Genomic DNA, 18,258 nt, shown 5'->3' with positions numbered 1-18,258 from the left:
TTGAAGATATGGAGGAAGATATATGAATATTGTGGGTGCAAGAGTTGATGAACGCTTGGTTCATGGTCAAGTTGCTAATCTTTGGACACCGAAGCTGCAAGTGGAACGAATTATTGTTTTAGATGAAAAAGCGTCTAAGGATGATATCCAGAAAAGTGGTCTTAGAATGGCAACGCCAATGACGACGAGACTAAGTGTTCTACCAACAAAAATTGCTGCTGATCATTTATTAAAAAATCGTTATGGCAAGCAGAGACTATTTTTAGTTTCAAAAGAGCCAGAAAACTTTTTACAACTGCTTAATGCTGGTGTTAAATTTAACTCGCTCAATCTAGGGAATATGTCACGCAAAGAAAATACGACAGAACTGACTAAGCAGGTAAATGTCACGCCAGATGATGTTAAGATTTTTAACCAAATTGCCAATCAGGGTGTTGAGATAATCGCACAGGTGAATCCAAGTGTTGATGCAACCAATGTTATGAAACTGATTGACGAGAAGATAAAGTAGGAGGAAAAAAATGATAGCTTGGTGGCAAATATTACTGCTTACTTTGTATGCAGGCTTAGAAATTCTTGACGAATTGCAAATCTATTCATCTTTAAATACTCCTGTTGGTGCCGGCTTAATTGCTGGTCTGATTATGGGTGATTTACCTACTGGATTATTTATCGGTGCTTCAATGCAGTTAATGGTTTTAGGTGTTGGTACCTTTGGTGGTGCTTCAAGAATTGATGCAACTACTGGTACGGTCCTAGCAACTGCCTTTTCAACAACTGTTAAGGGCATGACTCCCCAAACAGCTATTTCTTCAATTGCTGTTCCTGTAGCAGCAATCATGGTAGAGCTGGACGTATTAGCAAGATTTGCTAATACTTACTTCTCTCACAGAATCGATCACTTAATTGATCAAGATAAGATTAACTATAAAGCCGTTGAAAGAAATGTCCTTTATGGTGCAATTCCGTGGTCATTATCTCGTGCGATTCCCGTTTTTATTGCCTTAGCCTTTGGTCAAGGATTAGTTCAAAGCATTGCCAATGCTTTAAATGGCGAGTTCTTATGGCTAGGTCAAGGTTTAACTGTTGCAGGTGCTACGCTTCCAGCAGTCGGTTTTGCGATTTTGCTTCGCTACTTACCAGTTAAGAAACATGTGGCTTACTTAATTCTTGGTTTTACTATTACTACCTTATTCTCAGTCCTATTTACTGGTCTGCAGACTTTAGGTACTGGTCTTGCTGCTGTTAATAAAGGCTTTACTTCCATCTTCAATGGGTTACCAATGTTAGCAATTGCAATGTTGGGCTTAGCTTTTGCAATCTTACATTACAAGAACATCTCGATTAGCAGACCTGCACCAGCAAAGAGCGCTGAAAGTGCAGGCAATGAAGAAGTAAGTTCAAGTGTTAATAATGATGAAGGAGAGATCACTGATGACGAACTCTAAACCTAAATATAAATTAACTGATGCGGACTTTAATCAGATTAACCGGAGATCATTATTCGGTTACCAATTAGGCTGGAACTATGAACGAATGCAGAACAGTGGTTATCTGTACACGATTTTGCCGCAATTAAGAAAAATCTATGGTGACGATACCCCAGAATTAAGAGAAATGATGAAGACTCATATGCAATTCTTCAACACTTCAAACTTCTTCAATACTATTATTACTGGTATCGACCTTGCGGTTGAGGAAAATGAGGGAATTGCCGGTAAAGATACTGTTGAGAGTATGAAAGTCGGCTTGATGGGTTCATTTGCCGCTATTGGTGACTCAATCTTTGCTTCACTAATTCCAACTATTTTTGGTGCTTTGGCCGCTTCGATGGCTCATGAAGGAAACCCAATTGGTGTTATTATATGGGTTGCAGCCTGCTTGTTAATCTGTGTTTTCCGTTGGAAACAATTACATTTTGCTTATGATAAAGGCGTTTCATTGGTAACTGATATGCGGGATCGGTTAAACGCATTAACTGATTCAGCTACGGTTATGGGTGTCTTCATGGTTGGTGCATTAGTAGCAACTATGGTTAACATTAAATTTGCTTGGACACCACAAATCGGTAAGGTTTCAATGAATATTCAAAATAATCTTGATATGATTATTCCAAAACTGCTCCCAGCTGCAGTGGTTGGCTTTGTCTACTGGTTATTAGGTAAGAAAGGTATGACTTCGACTAAGGCAATTTTAATTGTTTTAGTTCTGTGCATTATCTTAGGCGGTGCTGGAATTATTGCTAAAGTCTAGCAAGCTGCTTTAACACAGTAATGTCATAAAACGATAGTAAGAGAAAGAATTCATATGGCTGAAAAAGAATTAATACTAATTAGTCACGGAAAAATGGCAGAGGGCGTAAAAGCCAGTGCCGAATTAATAATGGGCGAACAAGAACATGTCCATACAGTTTGCCTACTTCCATCCGAAGGACCAGAGGATTTCAAGCAGAAATTTGAGAATGAAATAGCAGGAATGGATATTGCTGATATTACTGTTTTCGCTGATTTGATGGGTGGAACTCCTGCAAATGTTGTTAGTAGAATGATTATGGGTGGACAAAAAATTCATTTAATTTCAGGAATGAATCTTCCACTTGTAATTGAATGGCTAAATAGTCAAATGAACGGGGTAGAATCTGACTATATTACTGCCGGGAAGGCAGGAATGGTCGATGTTACCGAAATGTTGGCTAAAATGAATAAATAAAATTACCAAAGTAAAAAAGCCTAATTCGGTGGATCATCGGAGTTAGGCTTTTTACTATTCGATTATTAAACTATGCGTGATTAACTAAATAAAATAGGATTAGCCTAGGGGGGGCCAATCCTATTTTTATTTCGAAAAAATAAGTTGAATTAACTCAAACGGTTTAAGTTCTTCGTTAATGGTTACGGAACTTCCCGTTTGCTGAAGATTGATTTGCTTGCGCGTTACTGTCGAACCATTTTTTCTAATTAAGGTGGCCTGATTATGAAGTAGCTTTTTACCAATGTGCCAGTTAATTTCCCGGTATGAATCAGACGAAAAATTAGCTAACCAGGCAATTTTACCATCAGCTTGCAGCAATAATTTTATATTAGGCATCTGTTCTAGGTAATCAAGGGATGTGATGCTAGTAAGCATTTGTTGCAGTAACCCTTGCTTATAAGTAGAAAATTGTGCTTCCCAGCCGTGACGTGGATCTTGGTCAACTGGCAGAACAAGTAGATGATTATCGATTACGGCCATAAAATTGCCTAAGCGCTCATCAACTGAATTATAGGCAGAAGACCAAATATTAACGTTACTTTCTGGATCGTAGGTAAGTTGCAGGTAATTACCGGTATGTTGCAGCATCGTAATGCGGGGATTAATGACACCATCAACTTTCTTCCCATCTGCTTGCTCAAAGGACTGGTAGCCAGTACGGCACTTATGCCAAACCGCTTTTTGAATATGAAGTAAGTTTTCTAAGCCGCGGTCCAGCAATACTTGAATGCTTTCACCATCTAACAAGACAACATTGTCCTGCAGAAGTTGCGTAATTTGTTGATTACTAAAATTTCTAAGAAGCTGGCCGGCAATAGCGATAATTTGCTTTTGTAGTTTAGTGTCAGCACTGACTGGCAAAATTGTTGTAGCAAAACCCATGGCACCTAGTAAACTGGCCCAATTTTTTTCATGCGGCAATAATTCCGTTACATCCAAGCCATACTTAGTTTGTAAGTTATAGCAAGAATCCTGGTCGACCAGGACCTTAATGCCACGCAAGTGCTCAATAGGTAGTCTGTTTTGCAATAATTGGTTAGCAAAAGGCTTGGTTTCAGCCAGCATTTCTGCGTAATGCCAGCTTTGGTTAATCCCATTACCCATCATATCAAATAGGTTTAGTAAAATTCCCTGGCTACCGATTAAAGCAGCCGTAATTATTTGAAACTGACTGAAAGTCGTTGATTTTACCAGGGGTGAATACATGTAATTTTCAAGTTCAGGATAAAGTTCAGTTTTTTCTCCTAAAAATGCAGCCGTAATTCTCGTGTACTCTTCGAAAAAACGCCCATATTGATTTGGCGCAATTTCTTTATAGGCTGGCAAGTGGGGACGGGCAATTTGGGGATGGTCCTTTCCGGCTTGCGCTAAAAACAGGTTATTCCAATCACGTCCTTCTAGTGCATGCCAATCAGGATAAGATGTCATCTGCGCTAAATCCGTTTCTGGGCTTACTTGGTGAACAGCTTGTTCGAGTAAGTGTTCTGTTTCGATCATTTCAGTTCGTGCTTGATCAAGGTAGATTTTCCGTTCCATGGTCGGTGGACCTGGCTGCAGCATTTTTTTAACGAATTCACTTCTAGTTTCTTTTCGGCCAAGCTTTTTCTCATAAAGGTGCATGTGGTAGTCACAAAAGCACATTAACCCAAGTGGTGTGTGATTATAATGACGAAAATCATCTTCTAACCATAATCGTTTAGGATGAATACTTGCATATTGCGCGTATGTCTCTGTTAGGTATTTTCGCCATGTTGGATCAGCTGGGCAGGCCATATCGTTAGCCTTTTGGCCATTAAGATCGACAAACGTGTTAAAGCCAATTTGCGGATTAACATGATAGCCGCGATCTGAATGCATGATTGTTGTCCAAGGATTTAAGCTGGTAGTAACACCAATTGCAGCTAATTTTGCCTGCAGTGGCTTAATTGCATCAAGCCAAACCTGAGTTTCTCTTTTAGTCAAATGGCTATGATTGAGCTCTTCACCATTAATGAAAAAAGCAACATCATCAATCTGTCCTTTTTTTACAAAGTCTAATAATTGCTGGTCTTTTTCTGCTGTATTGGTACGAGGATCAAGCATATAGCGCAAAGTATAAATAAATTTCATGATAGTATCCTTAAATATAAATTTATATATAATCATATATTATATACTAAGTTTTATTTTGCTACTATAAAATATATGTAAATATTTAAGTCCTTTTTTAAATTAAAATAAAAAAGATTAGAAGCTAAATTGCTGGGTGGCCAATATTTTTTAATAAAATGTTTACAATAAAGTATAAATATTATACTATTTAAATGTAAAACGCTTTCATATAAAATATTAATGTTATTAATTATTAAAAAATGGAGTAAGTTATGACTAGTAGGAATAATAGAGAAATTAGAAGTAAAAATGCCAATCAAAGTACTAATCATTGGTCTATAAGGCATCTGAGTACTGGAACAGCTTCAATAGTAGTCGCAACTGGGTTTTTAAGTATATTTGCATGTCAGCCAAACACTGTTAGTGCCTCTAAAAATACTAACAAGGTTAGTGTTAGAAGCCAAAGGAATACTCATCAAAAAGCTAATAAGTTAAAACTAAAAAAAGCTATTGCTAATTCCTCACAAGATGAGAATAATATAATTAATTCTACAAGCCAAGACAACTTTCGAAGAAATGAGGATAGCCCAATTAATACGGTAAATCAGAATAATATTGAAAAACAAAAAGGTAATTATGAGGTCAGTAAAAATCAAGAGATTACTGAAAAAAATACAGAAATAAAAAATAGTGATCCAACTATCCAAGAATCTATTGTTAGTGTTACGAAACAAGAAAAATATTTTGAAGTTACATATTCTAATAATCAGGTTGCTCGTCTTTATGTACTAAGCCCAACGATATTCCGCTATTATATTGATCCAAAGGGAAAATATAGTGATCCAGAGCAATCAGAAAAAGACTTAAATGCTAAAATTTTTGCTAAGGATGAATATGGAACTGATGGTCTAGAGAATACTAAAATAATTGAAGACGAACATGGTTGGGTCTTATCAACTGGAGCTATTAACATTAACTTTAATAAAAAAGCCGGTACAATGAGTGTCGATAAAAGTGGTCATGTTATATTACAAGAGACAAAGCCAATAAAAGTGTCAACAAAGTCAAGCACACAAACACTTAAAGATGATTCTGGGTCCAATTATTTTGGTGGTGGTACCCAAAATGGTAGGTTTAATTTAACGGGCCAACAAATTAAAATTGAAAATACTAATAATTGGGTTGATCAAGGTGTAGCTTCACCAAATCCATTTTATTGGTCTTCAAAAGGCTATGGAACTATAAGAAATACTTTTACACCAGGAATATATGATTTTGATAGTAAAGCTGATGGAAATATAACAACAACACATGAAGAAGAAAGATTTGATGCTGTTTATTTCTTTGAAGATACCCCTTACCAGTTAATTCATGATTATCAAGAATTAACAGGATTACCTGCACTTACACCAATTTATGGTTTTTATGAAGCTCATTTAAATGCATATAATCGAGATTACTGGGTAGAAGTTTCTGCTAATACTCCGGGAGCTATTAAATACCCTGATGGGAAATATTATAAAGAATATCAACCGGGATCTTTGCCTGCAATTTACCAAGATAAAGCAATAAGAGAAACTTTGAATGGTGAAAAGGGAGGGATAGACTATCAATTTAGTGCCCGATCAATTATTGATCAGTATTTAGCTAATGATATGCCAATCGGCTGGTTTTTACCTAATGATGGTTATGGTGCTGGCTATGGTCAAACTGACACATTGGAAGGTAATTTGCAAAATCTGGAAGAATTTATTAAATACGCAAATTCTAAGGGAATTCAAGTTGGTTTGTGGACGCAACAAAATCTTTCTCCAAAAGATCCAAAAAACCCAAAACCAGATGATCGTGATTTTGAACAAGAAATTCAAAAAGGTGTTGTTGCTTTAAAGACGGATGTAGCTTGGGTAGGTAACGGATATTCATTTGGACTTAACGGTACACAAACTGCTGCTAAAATGATTAAAAAAATAAAAGGGGATCTGTTGCGACCTTTTATTATCACATTGGATGGTTGGGCTGGCACACAAAACACGGGAGCAGTTTGGACTGGAGATGAAACCGGTGGACAATGGGAGTATATTCGTTTTATGATTCCAACATACATTGGTAGTGGTCTATCAGGCCAACCAAATTCGGCTTCTGATATGGATGGTATTTTTGGTGGTGGAAATCCAATTATTAATACAAGAGACTATCAATGGAAAGCATTTACGCCAATTCAACTTAATATGGATGGTTGGGGTTCTAATCCTAAGAATCCATTTACTTTTGATAAAACTACTACATCAATTAACCGTGCTTACTTAAAGCAAAAGACTATGTTGATGCCTTATATTTATAGTGTTGCTTCTGAATCAACTTTTGAAGGAAAGCCGATGGTACGTGCAATGTTTTTGGATTATCCAAATTATCCTGAAGCATATACTGACCTAGTTAAGTATCAATATATGTGGGGAGAAAATTTCCTAATTGCACCAATTTATCAGAATACCGCAAGTGATGACAAAGGAAATGATATTCGGAATGGTATTTATTTACCTGACGAAAATCAGATTTGGATTGACTATTACACAGGTAAAGAGTATCAAGGTGGTCAAGTACTCAATAACTTTGATGCACCATTATGGAAATTACCTGTATTTATAAAAGCAGGAGCTATTATTCCAACAGCTCCTGCTACAAATACTCCTAGAGATTATCTTAAAGTTAGAAATCAGCGTCAATTTGAAATTTATCCAAGTGGGACAAGTAGTTTTACAGTATATGAAGATGATGGAATTTCAGCTCAATACAAAAATAATAAGTATGCTAAGACATTGGTTAAAAGCACTTTAAATGGCTCAAAATTAATTATAAGTATTGATCCTACAACAAATGAGTATAGCGGTATTGATACCAATCGGACGACAGAGCTTAATGTTAGAACCCAAGAAGTCCCAAGTTCAATTTCTGTAAAGGTTGGATCTAAGTCTATTGAGTTACGCAAAGCAAGTAACTTTGAGGACTATCAAAAATCATCAAATGTTTATTTCTTTGATGAAAATTACTTGACTAATCCATACTTAAAAGATATTGGCACTGACTTAGCACAGAATTTTTTGCGTATCAAACTTGAACAAACTGATGTGAGTCAAAATGGAATTGAGGTTACAATTGATGGAATAAAAGATAAAAGTAATCCATTAAATAAGATTCCACCTGAAGACAAAAATTTAGCTATACCATCTGATTTATCTCAAGACAATGAAGAAACCACTTCATCTTCAATTGCAGTTTCTTGGAAACCAGTTGCTGGTAGTATAAGCTATAATATTAAAGCTGATGGAGTAGTATATACTGGCATTAAAGAGCCAAAATTTGTTTTAAATAATCTTAAATCCGAATCAAAACATACTTTTCAAATTAGGACAGTAACTAAAACAGCTACTTCTCCGTGGAGTGAAGAAAAAACATTCCAATCTAAAGCTGATGTACTGAAAAATACAGTCAAAGTTACTTATGTTGATACTGAATCTAATATTAAAGGTACCAATATTTGGCAGACTGGTACTCCTGGAGAAAATTTATTTGACCGTGATTTAACCACCCAGTCTCACACTAATTGGTTTAGTGACGGCAATGATCAGGATGCAACACCTATGACAATTACGACACATTTAGATGGAATTACGGATCTGGACCGTTTCGTTTATGTTCCACGGAATGATGGTGGCACGAACGGAATGATTAAGAACATGGAGATTCAAACTAGTTTAGATGGTATTCATTGGCGTTCTGCCGGTAGCGGATCAGATTGGGCTTTAGATAGTACAAAAAAAGAAATAAAGTTTGCACCTGGCACCAAGGCATATTGGATAAAATTCATAATACCTAAAGGCGGGTCACAAAGGGCTTATGTTTCTGGCCAAGAATTTTTACTTTACCAAAAGGAAGGGACTAAGGTTGCTCTTCCTGGTGATATCAACGATGATGGGAAGATTGATGAAAATGATGTAATTTCCTTACATAATTATGCTGGAGAAACACGCGGCAAAGATAATGATTTTGATGGTTATGTTGAAAAAGGCGATCTTAACCAAAATGGTTTGATTGATGCATTTGATATCAATTATGTAATGACTCATTTAACCGATGCTCCTGATCAAAATGATGAAAGTGCAAAAATTGTACCTACAGGTAAATTAACTATTAATACAGATAAAAAGTCTTACCAAGAAGGTGATACGGTCACTGTGACAATTAGTAGCGATAACTTAACTAATACTAATGCATTCTCTGTTAGATTGCCATACAGCAGTGAAGAACTTAAATTTGATAGTATTCAAAACGGTGGGTTGACGGAGAATATGATAAACTTCTCTAAGAATAAGGTACATGCCGATAACACTAGTGATGTATACGTTATTTTTAGTAATAAAGGTGATGCAATACCAATAAACGGTTATGGCAAGATTGCAACTGTTAAATTTAAAGCTTTGAAGCCAGTTAATGGTAGTACAATTTCTTTAGAACTTAAGGACCAAATGTTAGTTAATAAGCTGTCTTTGGAACATGAGCCGGAAGATACTGAATCTGTTCTTATTAAAGTAAAAGCAGGAATTCCAGGTAAGAACGAGCCGGGAAGCGAAAACAGCAATTCTTCATCTAGTTCTTCAACCTCAGGTAATAGTCAAAATGATGATAAGGGAAAGCTAAACAAAGATCAAAAAGATCAACAAGAGCCAAATAAAGATCAACAAAAGTTAAAACAAAGTAAATTATTAATGCATAATTCATTTGTCTATGATAAAGATGGTCAAAGAATTGGACAAAATGTCTTAAAAGCTGGCTCGATTATAGATGTATATGGACATAAAATTATAATTAACAGAGAGTTTTATGACTTAGGCTACAACAGATATATTGCTGCTGGAAATATTGATGGTACAATTAAAAAGCTTCGTGTCAGTTCTTTTGTTTATAACAAGAAAGGTAAACGCATAGGGCATAAGTTAATCCGTAGAAATAAAAAAATAATTATATATGGTAGTGCTGTAACTATTAAGAACAAGAAGTACTTTATTATAGGTAAAAATAAATTTGTTAAAAAGGCCAATTTTTATTCTAAATAAATAATAATACTTAAAATAACTAAAGAAATTTATCTTTTTTATGTAAACTTTTTCAAAATTGATCTCAAAGCTGAAAAGTTTTTCGTAAATCCGACCGCTTCTTTAAATGCGCTCACAATGAGTATATAATAACAGTGTGCGATTAAAGAGAATGTTAAAGGAGATTTATAATGAGATCAATATCTTCCGCAGTTGCAAAACATCTAGAAAATTTGTCAACTAAAGATGGCGTAATTAGTGCGTTAGCAATCGATCAGCGTGGTTCTTTAAAGAAAATGCTGGCTGATGCTGCTAATAAACCTGCTGATGAAACAACAATTGTTGATTTTAAAAAGGCAGTTTCAAGTGAATTGACACCTTATGCTTCGTCAATTTTGACTGATCCAGAGTATGGCTTACCGGCAACCAAAGTTCGAGACAAGAATTGTGGCTTGCTTCTTTCTTACGAAAAGACTGGTTATGATACTACTGAACCCGGCAGAATGCCAGATTTAATTGCCAATCAATCTGGGTTGCGCATTAAGAATGAAGGCGGGGATGCGATTAAATTCTTGCTTTACTATGATCCGGATGAAGGCCAAGCAATCAATGATAAGAAGAAGGCCTTTGTAGAGCGGGTTGGCGCTGAAGCAAAAGCTAACGAATTACCATTTTTCCTTGAGCTATTGACTTATGACAGCAAGATTGAAGATACAAAAAGTGCAGAGTTTGCCAAAGTTAAAGCTAATAAGGTTTTACAAGCAATGAAAGAATTCTCGGCGCCGCAGTATGATGTTACTGTTTTGAAAGTGGAAATTCCGTTTAATCTCAAGTTTGTCGAAGGCTTTAATGGAAATAATGAGGTGGTTTATACACAAGAACAGGCTAAAGACTTGCTTAAACAGCAATCTGATATTACTGATCTACCATTTATTTTCCTATCCGCTGGCGTAACGAGTGAAGAATTTATTGCTGAAATCAAAATGGCCGAAGAAGCCGGAGCTGACTTTAACGGGGTCTTATGTGGACGCGCAACTTGGAAGCCTGCTATTAAGCCATTTGCCGGTGAAAGTGAAGCAGCTGGTCGCAAATGGCTATCAACTAAAGGTAAAGAAAATATTGAAAACTTAAACCAAGCGCTCAAAGGAGCAAAATCTTGGCGTGATAAATTGACGGTTCAATAACTACAAATAAGTTAATAAAATTATTACAAAAGCACGATTCTGTGATTAATAACGGAATCGTGCTTTTGCTTGTGCACTTTTTTAATTGTGATAAGAGTTTACTGATAAAATTTAACAAACTGGCTGACAAGTAGAAAAACTAGCAGCCTTTTTTAGTTAGCCTTAAAAAAGTTGGTTCTGACTGAATACGCATCGCAAAAGATCCTCGTCATAATCTGCAATGGCAAGCGTGAGCGTACTTCATATTCGGGAAAGTAATTTGTCTTTGACTTATAGCCAATGAAGGACAGCGTTGAAGAAGCTAAAATGCTGCCAGCAGGATTAGTGGTAAACGTCAAAATAGGAATATCATTTTTTCGCAATGTTTTGGCAGCTTTGACCAATTCATCTGTTTCGCCATTCAGTGTAATAAAAATAGCGAGAGCATCCCGGTTTAATTTATTAGCAATTGTCATGATGATATTGGGATCAGAATGGAACTCACAGTATTTACCAGTTAGCTGCAACTTAACCATCATTTCGTGTGCAATCGATTCTGACAGTCCCCGTGCAAACAAATAAACGATTTTAGCCTGTTTAGTCATGGAGATGCTATCTTCAATTGTACTGTAATTGAGATTGTGCAAGGTATTATTCATTTCAATCTCGTTTTTAGTAATAACGCTCCTAATCTTGTCATCTGCTTCATTTAAAACTGCGAAAGTAGAATTAGATTTACTTTTGAGTTTTAATGCTTCGCGATAAGAAGTATAGCCACTGTAACCCATCTTTTGCATGGTGCGAACAATTGTGGTAGTAGAAACATTAGCAAATTGACTTAACTTAACGATTGACATTTTAGCAATTTTATCCGGATTATTTTCGACAATATTCCAAAGATGCAATTCAGCGGAACTTAGTTCTTTTGTCGGCATGATTATACCTCTTTTGTAAATAGTTTTCTGTTATTTTTAGTAAACGCTATCATTTATGAAAATCTTTACACTTTATTCTCTTTATAATAGTACAAAAGATAATAGTACAAAAGGCAAGGAAAAGGAGAAAAAGCATTGATTTATACAATAACTTTAAATCCAGCAATCGATTTAGTAATTGTGACGAAAAAATTAGAACCAAAAGTTGTTAATCGAACGGAAAGTTTTGAATTGCAGCCTAACGGCAAGGGTGTCAATGTATCATTTATTTTAAAAAAGCTTGGCATTAAAAGTGTTGCGACCGGTATTGGTGGTGGGTTCACGCTTGACTACGTTACTAATGGATTGGCGGCAAAGGGAATCAAAACTAAATTTTTAAAGGTGAATGGTTTAACTAGAGTGAATGTTTTCACTAATGTCATTGACCAGAATACTGAATATAAAGAGGTTAATCCTGGACCAGAAATTAGCACAGAAGTGCAGCAGCAATTTTTGGCTTATTTTGAGGAAACACTTACTGAAGAAGATTTAGTGGCAATTTCTGGTAGCTTTGCCCAGGGGATCGAACCAAGTTATTTGGTGCAAATAGCCCGGATTGTCGCTGCCAAAAAAGCGAAGCTGGTAATTGATAGCAGCTATTTGGCGGTGGTTGATACCCTACCGTACCATCCGTTTTTACTTAAGCCTAACGAAACCGAACTGGCCAGTTTTTACCATTATAAAGGTGAAATGACTAGTGCCAAAACGGTTGAATTAGCGCAGAAATTGGTGCAGGCGGGCTGTCAAAATGTCCTAGTTTCGCTTGGTGCAAGAGGAGCAGCACTAATTAATGAAAAAGAAGTTTTATTTGCCAATGCTCCTAAAATCAAAGTGGTCAATTCAGCATGTGCTGGTGACACGATGTTGGGTACTTTTCTTGCCTTCATAGAAAAAGGTCAGTCAGTTAGTGAGGCACTAAAAGTAGCAGTAGCTGCCGGCAGTGATACGGCAAGCAGAACGGGCTTGACGGATTTTAATTTAGATAAATTATTGCCACAAATTACGGTTAAAGAAGGGATGAAATAAAATGGCTAAATATGATTTAGTGGGTGCGACTGGGTGTGCAACCGGCGTTGCCCATACTTTTATGGCACAAGAGGCTTTGGAAAAAGCCGCCCAAAAATTAGGCTATACAATTAAAATTGAGACTCACGGACAAACTGGGGTCGAAAATCGTTTGACTAGTGACGAAATTGAAGCAGCACAAGCAGTAATTGTCGCTTCAGATATTGATGTTGGTACAGAGAGATTTGCAGGTAAAAAACTAGTAGTTGTCCCAGTTGCCAAGGGATTAAAAGAGCCGGAAGAATTAATTAACAAGGCTCTGAATGCATCAGTTTATCGCCAAGATAAAAAACTGCAGTCAACGGAAACTGTGGCAAATAATCAAACTATTGGTAATAAGCTTTATACCTCATTAATGAATGGGGTATCCCACATGTTGCCGTTTGTAGTTGCTGGTGGGGTATTGATTGCCATCTCCTTTTTTTGGGGAATAAACTCGGCTGATCCGAAAAATAGTGAATACAACCAATTTGCTGCAATGTTAAATACAGTTGGCAGCACAACGATGAACCTAATGGCGCCAGTTTTAGGAGCTTATATTGCAGAGGCATTAGCTCAAAGGACTGGCTTTGTAGTCGGACTAGCGGCAGGCTTTATAACTTTTAACGGCGGTGGCGGCTTTTTAGGTGCAATTGTTGGTGGTTATCTGGCTGTTATCGTTGTCTGGCTTCTGCAGAAATTATTTCAGCCTTTACCAGATGATAAATTTAGGGGACTAAAATCAATTTTTCTATTTCCAGTCTTAGGCGTATTAATTACCGGTGCAATTATGTACTGGTTAAATACACCGATAAAAGCAATTAATCTGGGATTGATGTCATGGCTAAAAGGCTTTGAAAATACTAGCCCAGTATTACTTGGAATTATCGTCGGGATGATGTGTGCTGCTGACTTTGGTGGTCCGATTAATAAGGCTGCTTATGTAACGGGCACGGTTTTACTAGCCCAAGGCAATTATTACTTTATGGCTGGCGTTTCTGCTGCATGTATTGCACCACCACTAGCTACGGGATTTGCTGTTTTAATGAATCCAAAAGCATATACCAAGAGTGAAAAAACGGCGGGCTATGTCAACTTCTTATTAGGTTCAACGCATATCACAGAAGGAGCAATTCCGTTTGCTGCCAAGCACCCATTATGGAACATTCCTGCTTTTATGGTTGGTTCAGCTGTTGCATCAGTTTTAACTTACCTGACCCGGATCACAGTTCCTGCTCCCCACGGTGGTTTCATCGTTTTACCATTAGTCAATAAGCCATTTTTATGGGTATTTTGGATTGTCATTGGAGCGATAATTTCTGGTGCATTACTGGCTTTAATTGCCGGCAGATTTGCTAAAAAAGAAGCTGTAGTTTCAAGTAATGAAAGTTCAACCATTACGGAAACTGCTCAGGATAATCCAGAAGACCATGATCCAAGTAAAATTTTGGCATTAAATAATATTCAAGTTGATGTTGATGTAAAAGACCGTGATGATGCCCTTAAGTATTTAGCTGATTTTGCAGTACAAAATAATTTGGCTACCGATGCCGCTAAGGTTTTGGCCAGTTACAAGCAGCGAGAACAAGAGGGTAGCACGGGAATGACTGAAGGTTTTGCAATTCCGCATGCTCAATCAGCAGCAATTAATAAATCGGCGATGATAATCTTGAAATTAAAAAAACCAATTGATTGGCAGTCGCTAGATGGACAGAAAATCGATACTGTAATTTCATTCTTAATTCCAGAAGTAGATAGTAACTCACATTTAAAATATCTTTCCAATACGGCAAAATTATTAACTCATGAGGATTTCATTGCTAGTCTAAAAAAGGCTAATACACCGGAAGAAATCTATCACTTATTTAAAAATGAATAGCATATAAAAAAGGCAAGGCTTCGAAGAGGCCTTGCCTTTTATTTAAAACGATAGTTGGCAATATAGTTTAAGTATTTTTGGCGTTTTGACAATTTAGCAAACGTGATGCCGCCAAAATGAAGCCAATGACGCCAATGACGCCTCTTCATTCCAAGTTGCTTTAAAGTATGATTGATGAATACTCGTTTAATGGCGTTGCCACAGAAGAATTGAAGATAAAATTTGGGCGAGGTGGAAGTTGTTAGAACATAGGTATGCTTTATGTTGGTTAGTTCACCATGAATGCCAAGAGAAGAAACGGTATGTGAAAGACCAGCTCCTTCTTTCATCACCTTGTCGATAAAGCCTTTAAGCATTCCTGGTATGCTGTTCCACCAAAGAGGTGTAATAAAAATAATACTAGATGAATTTTGTAACATGGTTAAATACTTTGTTACTAATGGATCATGTGTTTTGCCTTCATGATATAACCGTAATTCTTCCTTATCGTAGACCGGATTAAAATGTTCAGCATAAAGGTCAATTATCTGGAAATGTTGCTTTTGCTTGTTTAAGTTAGTTTTTACCATGCTCAAAATGGCGTGATTAAAGCTTTTTTCATAAGGGTGACAATAGACTATTAACGTGCTCAAGTTAGTTCGCCCCTTTCATTATTTCTGTTAAAGTTTTGCGTACTAGGTCGGGTTGATAAGTAGTAACTTTATTTTTAATTAAAAAGGTATATCCCTGGATAAATGACCAAATTTGAATAAAAAAATCTTGATTATTCATATTAGAGTTAGTGTTAATTTGATCAATTAATTGTAGTAATTTATGTAAAAAAGGATAAGTAAGATCTTTTTGCTTTAGAGCGATAATAGATTGGTCATTAAAAAACAGAAATTCCATCTTATTTGGGTGTTTTTGCATTTGATTGACAAAATAATCAGCAATTTGTAACAGCTGTTCAGTAGGTGAACTGCTGTTAAAGTCAATTGCTTCAATAAACTCCTGTGATAATTCTTGGGCTACTGCTTTAAATAAATCGTCTTTATCTTTAAAGTGTTTATAAAAGGCTCCTGTCGTTAGATTAAGCGCAGCCGTAAGTTTACGCAAAGACAAATTTTGATAGCCATTCTTATCAATTACTTGTATAGCCCGCAAAATCAACTGGTCTTTAGTATGTTTCATAGTAATTTTCTCCTTGATAACGGCGTTATCTTTTAACTTATGATAACACTGTTACCTCTGATTGGAAAATTTGAAATTATTTCTGCTGTTATTTACTTTAACCCATTTGTCTTTTACAAGATGGGCGTTCTGTACCGTGATCAACTAGCATTAAAGAGAGCCCATGACACAGATTTTAAACAATATATGGGAAAAGTCGATTATTCTTATAAATCAATTTTTTCTTAAATAGCGGTAGATTAACACGGATAAATACCAAAAGTCTTTGTTTTAGCGGTCACTAAATAAAGGCTTTTTTTGGTAAAGAAAAAAGCTTCTTTATATGAGAAGCTTTACTGCATCAAATTAAGAGAACTTAATCTGCGATTTTTTTAGCATTTGCTAATGCCTTCATGATTGATGGGTTCTTTAAGTGACAATCCTTAATCATTTGAATGTCTTTTTCGTCTAATTCAACAGTATATTTACTCATAATTAGTTTCCTTTCTCCAAAATATAATTTAACTATAGCATTTTGGATCAAGGAATGAAAAGCCGGACTAGAAGTTTTTCATTTTTGTTGCAAATTACTAATTCGTCTAGACCATTTGCTTGGTACAAACGGACGTTCTTGTATTTAGCAAATTTAGTGTAATTAGTTGCTATAATAGGAACTTACTAAATGCTGTTTGCTGTAATAAATATGTTACAAATATGACAAGCAATTTTTACCAAGTAACTTTTTTTTTAAAATCGAGTGATAACTTTGTTATGATTCTGAAATTTTTACGCTGTAGTATATATACAATCAAATTGATCAGTAAGAACTTTACTTGTTAGTTTGATATAGAAAAAAGATAGGGTTTTTTATTAAGGAGAGATATTTTTTGAAGGTAAAATCTATCTTAGCTAAAACGGCGGCAGTAGCAGCTGTGTCAGTTACTGGTGTAATTGCAATGAACAGTGCAAATCAGGAAACTGTTCACGCTGCAACAGTAGAAAATGATGCTGAAGTCGTAACTGTTAACTACGTTGATGGTAACTCAATCCACGTTTGGAACAGCTACAAGACTCCTGAAGCTACTGGGCAAATTTTACCAAGTAATTCTTCATGGAAGGTTATTAAAACTGCTTATGATAAAAATGGTCACAAGTGGTATGACTTGGGTAAGAATCAATGGGTAAAAGCTGAGTATGTTAACAAAGGTTATTACCCAGAAAACGCTTCTAACCAAGAAGCAGTAGTTGCTGATAACAGTGCTGCAAATACAGCTAGCACAAATGTTTCTTACAATGCTACTACTCAAAATTATGCTGGTGGTTCTGATTCTGAATCTTCTGCTAAGGCATGGATTGCAAATCGTGAATCAGGCGGCTCATACAGTGCTCAAAACGGCCAATACATTGGTAAATACCAACTTTCAGCTTCATACCTTAACGGTGACTACTCTGCTGCCAACCAAGAACGTGTTGCCAACAGTTACGTTGCTAACCGATATGGTTCATGGTCAGCTGCTAAGGCCTTTTGGCAAGCAAATGGCTGGTACTAATCGCCTGAAATAGATAATAAAATATAAATAACAACTTAATAAGTAAAAGGGTCTAGTCAATTCGACTAGGCCCTTTTTAGGTAGTTAACTTTAATGGTCAACGGCATAAGTGAATTTGCCGTTGCATAAAGCTTGGCACAAAATGCTCAAAGGCAAGAATTACTATATGCGGGAGTTGGCTTAATTAGATAAGTAGTTTTAAGTGATTAGAAGAGAATCCTATGAAAAATAAGATTTTTTTATTACAAATTTTATTTTAACTGATATAGTAAAATGACTTTAATTTGTGGTACAACTTTTGATAATTAACTATTAAAAGTGTAAAGCTTGTTAGTTTTGCTAGAAGTAAGCTGATAAAATAAAAAATGGTTAGCCAGCTTAACAGTTGAATTAGAATATTTTATGTTATTGAGGTTAGTTTGAAAGCTGTTTAATTATAGAATTGTAACATACTTTAACTTGATATTACTTTATACTATTTATAATAAATTATAATAAAATGAACAAATATTTGATAGATAGAAAGTATTTTGGACAATTGATACAATATGGGCAAAGTATGGATTG

At 35.8% G+C, this 18,258-nt stretch carries 13 protein-coding genes and 2 pseudogenes; 11 read left to right on the top strand and 4 right to left on the bottom strand.

Annotated features, from left to right (window positions below):
• Positions 1–22 precede the first annotated feature (22 nt).
• Genes J3U54_RS08430 through J3U54_RS08415 form a run of 4 tightly spaced genes read left to right on the top strand, consistent with a single transcriptional unit; the run spans position 23 to position 2,709 of the window.
• Positions 23–511, top strand: coding sequence for a PTS system mannose/fructose/N-acetylgalactosamine-transporter subunit IIB (locus tag J3U54_RS08430; RefSeq protein WP_267385725.1), 489 nt, complete (start codon positions 23–25; stop codon positions 509–511).
• A gap of 10 nt (positions 512–521) precedes the next feature.
• On the top strand, positions 522–1,448 hold the full coding sequence (locus tag J3U54_RS08425) for a PTS mannose/fructose/sorbose/N-acetylgalactosamine transporter subunit IIC (protein WP_164715416.1): 927 nt from the start codon (positions 522–524) through the stop codon (positions 1,446–1,448).
• Positions 1,435–2,253, top strand: a complete 819-nt coding sequence (locus J3U54_RS08420) for a PTS system mannose/fructose/sorbose family transporter subunit IID (protein WP_103753097.1) — start codon at positions 1,435–1,437, stop codon at positions 2,251–2,253. Before J3U54_RS08425 ends, J3U54_RS08420 begins: the two co-directional genes overlap by 14 nt.
• A gap of 54 nt (positions 2,254–2,307) precedes the next feature.
• Positions 2,308–2,709: a PTS sugar transporter subunit IIA gene (locus tag J3U54_RS08415; RefSeq protein WP_103753096.1), complete on the top strand. Its 402-nt coding sequence runs from the start codon at positions 2,308–2,310 to the stop codon at positions 2,707–2,709.
• A 126-nt stretch (positions 2,710–2,835) separates the two neighbouring features.
• Here J3U54_RS08415 and J3U54_RS08410 read toward each other — a convergent pair whose 3' ends face one another.
• The gene (locus J3U54_RS08410; protein ID WP_103753095.1) at positions 2,836–4,860 is read right to left on the bottom strand and encodes a hypothetical protein; all 2,025 of its coding nucleotides are present in this window, start codon (positions 4,858–4,860) and stop codon (positions 2,836–2,838) included.
• A gap of 254 nt (positions 4,861–5,114) precedes the next feature.
• Here J3U54_RS08410 and J3U54_RS08405 point away from each other — a divergent pair, with 254 nt between their 5' ends.
• Entirely contained in the window at positions 5,115–9,953 is a 4,839-nt protein-coding gene (locus J3U54_RS08405) for an SLAP domain-containing protein (protein ID WP_267385724.1), read from the top strand.
• A 170-nt stretch (positions 9,954–10,123) separates the two neighbouring features.
• Positions 10,124–11,116, top strand: coding sequence for a tagatose 1,6-diphosphate aldolase (locus J3U54_RS08400; protein ID WP_103753093.1), 993 nt, complete (start codon positions 10,124–10,126; stop codon positions 11,114–11,116).
• Positions 11,117–11,268: 152 nt separating this feature from the next.
• Here J3U54_RS08400 and J3U54_RS08395 read toward each other — a convergent pair whose 3' ends face one another.
• The gene (locus J3U54_RS08395; RefSeq protein ID WP_267385722.1) at positions 11,269–12,030 is read right to left on the bottom strand and encodes a MurR/RpiR family transcriptional regulator; all 762 of its coding nucleotides are present in this window, start codon (positions 12,028–12,030) and stop codon (positions 11,269–11,271) included.
• A gap of 135 nt (positions 12,031–12,165) precedes the next feature.
• On the opposite strand from J3U54_RS08395, the gene pfkB reads away from it, so the two are divergent.
• The 3 genes and pseudogenes from pfkB to J3U54_RS08385 all read left to right on the top strand — a co-directional run.
• The gene (gene pfkB / locus J3U54_RS08390; RefSeq protein WP_267385721.1) at positions 12,166–13,095 is read left to right on the top strand and encodes a 1-phosphofructokinase; all 930 of its coding nucleotides are present in this window, start codon (positions 12,166–12,168) and stop codon (positions 13,093–13,095) included.
• Position 13,096: 1 nt separating this feature from the next.
• Positions 13,097–13,397 (top strand): annotated as a pseudogene (locus J3U54_RS09160) (PTS fructose transporter subunit IIB); the annotation flags it as partial.
• Between the two features lie 65 nt (positions 13,398–13,462).
• Positions 13,463–14,992, top strand: a pseudogene (locus J3U54_RS08385) (fructose-specific PTS transporter subunit EIIC); the annotation flags it as partial.
• A gap of 38 nt (positions 14,993–15,030) precedes the next feature.
• On the opposite strand, the gene J3U54_RS08380 reads toward J3U54_RS08385, so the two are convergent.
• Positions 15,031–15,624: an NAD(P)H-dependent oxidoreductase gene (locus tag J3U54_RS08380; RefSeq protein ID WP_267385719.1), complete on the bottom strand. Its 594-nt coding sequence runs from the start codon at positions 15,622–15,624 to the stop codon at positions 15,031–15,033.
• Between the two features lies 1 nt (position 15,625).
• Positions 15,626–16,162, bottom strand: a complete 537-nt coding sequence (locus tag J3U54_RS08375) for a TetR/AcrR family transcriptional regulator (protein WP_103753088.1) — start codon at positions 16,160–16,162, stop codon at positions 15,626–15,628.
• 39 nt (positions 16,163–16,201) lie between these two features.
• Here J3U54_RS08375 and J3U54_RS08370 point away from each other — a divergent pair, with 39 nt between their 5' ends.
• A complete protein-coding gene (locus tag J3U54_RS08370) occupies positions 16,202–16,390 on the top strand; it encodes a hypothetical protein (RefSeq protein WP_267385718.1) in 189 nt (62 codons plus the stop codon).
• 638 nt (positions 16,391–17,028) lie between these two features.
• Positions 17,029–17,691, top strand: a complete 663-nt coding sequence (locus tag J3U54_RS08365; RefSeq protein WP_220235173.1) for an SLAP domain-containing protein — start codon at positions 17,029–17,031, stop codon at positions 17,689–17,691.
• Positions 17,692–18,258 lie beyond the last annotated feature (567 nt).

Origin of the sequence: Lactobacillus sp. B4007 (assembly GCF_026535895.1) — a bacterium.
GTDB classification, from domain to species: domain Bacteria; phylum Bacillota; class Bacilli; order Lactobacillales; family Lactobacillaceae; genus Lactobacillus; species Lactobacillus panisapium.
This window is presented reverse-complemented; position numbering and strand designations above follow the sequence as displayed.